At 51.2% G+C, this 4508-nt stretch carries 4 protein-coding genes; 3 read left to right on the plus strand and 1 reads right to left on the minus strand.

Annotated elements, in window-relative coordinates; all coding sequences use genetic code 11:
• From ACOCD2_RS12965 to ACOCD2_RS12975, 3 genes are all read left to right on the plus strand, one after another.
• A partial coding sequence (locus ACOCD2_RS12965) for a type I restriction enzyme endonuclease domain-containing protein (RefSeq protein ID WP_293652734.1) occupies positions 1 to 174 on the plus strand: 174 nt, incomplete at its 5' end.
• Positions 171 to 2117 carry an ATP-dependent nuclease gene (locus tag ACOCD2_RS12970; protein ID WP_293652732.1) on the plus strand — a complete coding sequence of 649 codons (1947 nt, stop codon included), beginning with the start codon at positions 171 to 173 and terminating at the stop codon, positions 2115 to 2117. The genes ACOCD2_RS12965 and ACOCD2_RS12970, both read left to right, overlap by 4 nt.
• The gene (locus ACOCD2_RS12975) at positions 2095 to 3948 is read left to right on the plus strand and encodes a UvrD-helicase domain-containing protein (RefSeq protein WP_293672773.1); all 1854 of its coding nucleotides are present in this window, start codon (positions 2095 to 2097) and stop codon (positions 3946 to 3948) included. The genes ACOCD2_RS12970 and ACOCD2_RS12975 overlap by 23 nt, the downstream gene beginning before the upstream one ends.
• 73 nt (positions 3949 to 4021) lie before the next feature.
• On the opposite strand, the gene ACOCD2_RS12980 is transcribed toward ACOCD2_RS12975, so the two are convergent.
• Positions 4022 to 4508: tyrosine-type recombinase/integrase (locus ACOCD2_RS12980; RefSeq protein ID WP_293672774.1), on the minus strand; the 487-nt coding region annotated here is incomplete at its 5' end.

The raw sequence follows: 4508 nt of genomic DNA on the forward strand, positions 1-4508 counted from the left end.
GTAAAGAGCAACGTATCAATCGACTGGGCACACCGGGAATCAGCGCGCGCACGCATGCGGGTGCTCGTTAAACGTATCCTGCGAAAATACGGCTATCCGCCAGATTTACAAGAAGCTGCGGTACAGACTGTCCTTCAGCAGGCTGAGGTGCTTTCGGAGATGTGGGCCGCATGAAGATAAGCCGTCTAATAATCGAAAACTTCAGAGGTATCAAAACGGCAGAACTATTTTTCCCGGACCACGTAGTTCTCATAGGCGACAACAATACCGGCAAATCAACTATCCTTGAAGCGATTAACCTTGTACTCGGGCCTGATCGTTTGAACCGACGTCCGCCGATTGATGAGCATGACTTCTATGTTGGTCGATATTTTGAAGACAGTGCAACTGGGGAACCAGCAGAAGAGCAGCCAGTAGAGCCCGATGAAGCCATTGCAGCCGAAGCGGTTGTAGAAGAGGCTCCAGCTTCCGAACCTGTAGAGGCGTCTGTACCTGAGGCCCAAGAAAGTAATGAGCCGGAGATCGTTCAGATCAGGATCGAAGCGACCATCACAGACTTGTCGGACGAACAGAAGGCACACTTTCGAGATTACATCGAGTGGTGGAATACGCAGGACAATGTATTCTATATAGCCCCGAAAGTGGAAGGTGTTGATGATGATGCGATTGTTGAAGCCTTACGTGTAACGTTCATCGGTGAGTATGAGTTCAATGAGGATGATTTCATCGGCAATACCTATTTTTCGCGCAGTCTGGAGGAAGGAGGAGCCCCCCAGTTTTTTGGGCGGCGCGACAAGCAGTTCTGTGGTTTCCTGTATCTGAGGAGCCTGCGTACAGGCAGCCGTGCTCTAAGTCTAGAACATGGCAGCCTTCTGGATATCATTTTGCGCCTAAAAGAAATCAGGCCCCAGATGTGGGAATCCACTATCAGCGGCTTGGCGTCATTCGATGTCGCCAGCGCACCGGAACTCGGGATTACCGGTGTCTTGCAAAGCATCAACACCGCGCTTAAAAAATATGTCCCAAAGGAATGGGGGGTCGAACCTCATTTGCGCGTGTCGGCCCTGACGCGTGAACATCTCAGAAAGGTTATTACAGCTTTTGTTGCGACAGGAGAAGGCCCTCACGCCGCACCGTACTACCGGCAAGGCACAGGTACGATCAACATGCTGGTGTTGGCAATGCTATCCCAGATTGCCGAAGACAAGCAAAACGTTATCTTCGCCATGGAGGAGCCGGAAACTGCGATTCCACCCTATGCTCAGAAGCGGATCGTACACGAGATCCGGAACCTGTCAGCACAGTCACTGTTTACTTCGCACTCGCCCTATGTTCTGGAAGAGTTCGGTCTCGATGAGACGCTTGTCTTGTCGCGCTCCGGCGATGGTGTGCTGATACAGGCAGTGGTAAGTCTGCCCGAAAGCGTGAAACAAAAGCGATATAGGCAGGAGTTCCGCACACGATTCTGTGAAGGATTGCTTGCGCGCCGCATCTTGCTGGCTGAAGGGGCAACCGAAGCCACAGCTTTTCCAGCCGTAGCCCGTCGCCTCGCAGAACTCGATCCTGCAAAATACAATTCACTGGAAGTACTTGGTATATGCACAATCGATGCAGGAACCGAATCCCAACTCGCAGACCTGGGTGGGTTATATCGGGGATTGGGAAAAACTGTTTATGCCGTATGCGACAGCCAGACGGCGGCGAATGAAGCAGCGATCAGGACTCAGGTCGATGAGCTCTTCATGCATAACGAGAAGGGTATCGAAGACCTCGTCTTAAATAATACGACGGCTGCTGCTCTAGAACGTTTTGCAGATATTCTGGCGTGGCCACCGCATCTCGCGGCTAAATATCCTTATCCAAAAGTAGATATCGTGAATGCCGTTGGTGAGTATCTTGGTTGGGCTAAGGGTAACTGGGGACTCGCGGAATTTCTGGCGCAATGTAATGAAGATGAAATCCCTGAATGGATGCGAGAAACCTGTATTCGCATCCGAGAATTGTCACAACCGGTTCCCGAAGAAGCTTACGCAAAGGAAGAACCAGCGGCTGATGAAGTAATAGTAGAACCCGGCGCGGAACTACCCACGGAGGATGTCGATCCAGGTGGCGTTTGATCTTACGAACAAACAAAAGGAAGTCTTGGCCGCCGAGGGGCACCTGCTAGTGCAGGGCGGTCCCGGTTCCGGCAAAACAACCGTATCCATCCTGAAGGCAGGGAAGATCGTCAAGGAAGGCCTGAAAACTGGCCAGCGCGTTTTATTTCTGAGTTTTGCGAGAGCAACCGTTTCGAGGGTTCTCGAAGCCATTGCAGAAGAAGATGAGATTACTCCTGACGTTAAACGTCATATCGAGGTGGATACCTATCACGCCTTCTTTTGGCGGCTCATCAAGTCACACGGATACTTGCTCGGCCTGCCACGCCGTCTCGGCATTCTAACACCGCCCAATGAGGCAGTGGCCCTGTCTGACATAAGGAATGAGTACAAATTAGATAACAAGCTGAGTCAAAAGGAACGGGAAGAAAAAAAGCAACGTGAATATGCCGAGCGGCGACGCCTAGCTGCTGAAGAGGGATTAGTCTGTTTTGATCTCTTTGCCGAGATGGCTGGAGAACTGCTCCACAGGAGCAACAAAATCAGGCGTCTTATTTCCAATGCTTATCCTGTTATCATACTGGATGAGTTTCAGGATACCGCGCCAGATCAATGGCGTGTCATCCAGGCGCTAGGACGTGACAGTCAGCTCCTCGCGCTAGCAGATCCCGAGCAACGGATATTCGATTTCATCGGCGCAGATCCGGAACGACTCCAACATTTTGAGGACGAGTTCGCACCGTCAAAGTTTGATCTCAGTAGTGAAAACCACCGCAGCAAGGGAACCGATCTCGCCCACTTTGGTAACGATATCCTGAAGGGCAAGTTTACAAAGAAGAGCTATGACGGCATCTATTTTGACGTGTTCGATGCCAACCATAACCCAGCGATTACCAAAGTGGTTACCGAGACCTTGCAGGCGCGCAAGCGACTGATCAAGGATGGTCCAAAAGACTGGTCACTGGCGATCCTCGTCCCAACGAAACGCATGACCCGCATCGTATCAGTCGCATTCCGAGAACCGCCTAGCAGGCTTCCAAAGATTGAACACAATGCTGCAGTTGATATGGAGGCGGCAATCCTTGCTGCCGAGATTATCGCCTATATACTACAAAGCCACGGTGGACGAGGGGATGTGGCCGGGTTCGTCAATTTGATTTGCAGCTATTACCGGGGCAAGGGTGGCAATACACCTTCCAAGACCAGTCTTCAGGAAGCCGTGCGGATATATGCAGCTTTTCAAAAAGCAGTTGAATGTCGTGATGCAGGCAAAGCTGTTCCAAAGAAAAGCATATTCTTGCCAATCGAAGCTGCCTATGAAGCATCGTATAACCTTGTCCTGACGGGGGATCCTGACAGCGACTGGACCACCGTACGTAAGCATCTGGATGCTGTTGATTGTAAGCGGCTAAATGAGATTGCCGCAGAGGTTAGAAATATTCGTCTACTTGATCGGGGGACACAGCTTCGCGAATCTCTGTCTCAGAACTGGCGGGACACAGGGCGATATGTGGACGCTCTAGAGATTGTCCGCCACGCCTTCGTTCAGGAGCATTTCTCAATCAACACGAGGCCGGAATCTGGTGTGGTTGTTATGAACATGCATAAAGCGAAGGGTAAGCAGTTTGATGAAGTGATCATATTTGAAGGCTGGCCCCGGTTTGAAGGCTGGCCCCGGATCGCCAAGCGCAAAATCGTGGCAAATCCTGATAGGATTGTACGCGGAAATACGCGCAACAACATCAATGATCAAACCCGTCAGAATTTCCGTGTCAGCATCACACGTGCAAAGCAGCGGACGACAATCCTTACACCACAAGTCGACCCATGTGTGATTCTGCTACCCGAATAGGCGCGTGTTATCACCACAAAGTGATGCTCACTTACACGAGTGCAAATCTGATCTGCTTGGTCGACTTGTTTGTTCAAAGCGATTTCAGCGCATCACTGATCTGTTCTTCTGGGGGCTCTTCATAAATTAAGGTCGTGGACGGATTCACATGTCCAGCGATCTTCTGCGCAACCTTGACTGACTTCTTCTGCTTGTGTATCACGTTGGTGATCACCGAGCGCCGCCCACTGTGAGAGCTGGCCTTCTCAATGCCCGCCCAGCCGCGCAGCATCAGAGCCATGTGTTCTTGCAGGGTATTGGGCGAGTAGGGACCACCTTTTTGCGTGATAAATAACGGGTCGGAAGGTTTAAGCGACCTTTGTTTTTCGATCCTTACTATAAGGTACTGCTCGAGTGCCTCTCGTAGATCCGGATCGACGAGCGGGAGATCCCGGGAGCTGCCTTTATGTTTCTTCACCGGCGGATAGAAATCCGCTGGATTGATCTTGGCACCGGCCTTGGCCATGGCCTCGACCTGGCGGATCAGTTGGTTGAATGCCTCAATGTCAAAACTGACCGTT

The organism is Thiolapillus sp. (assembly GCF_048562965.1).
Taxonomy (GTDB): domain Bacteria; phylum Pseudomonadota; class Gammaproteobacteria; order Chromatiales; family Chromatiaceae; genus Thiolapillus; species Thiolapillus brandeum_A.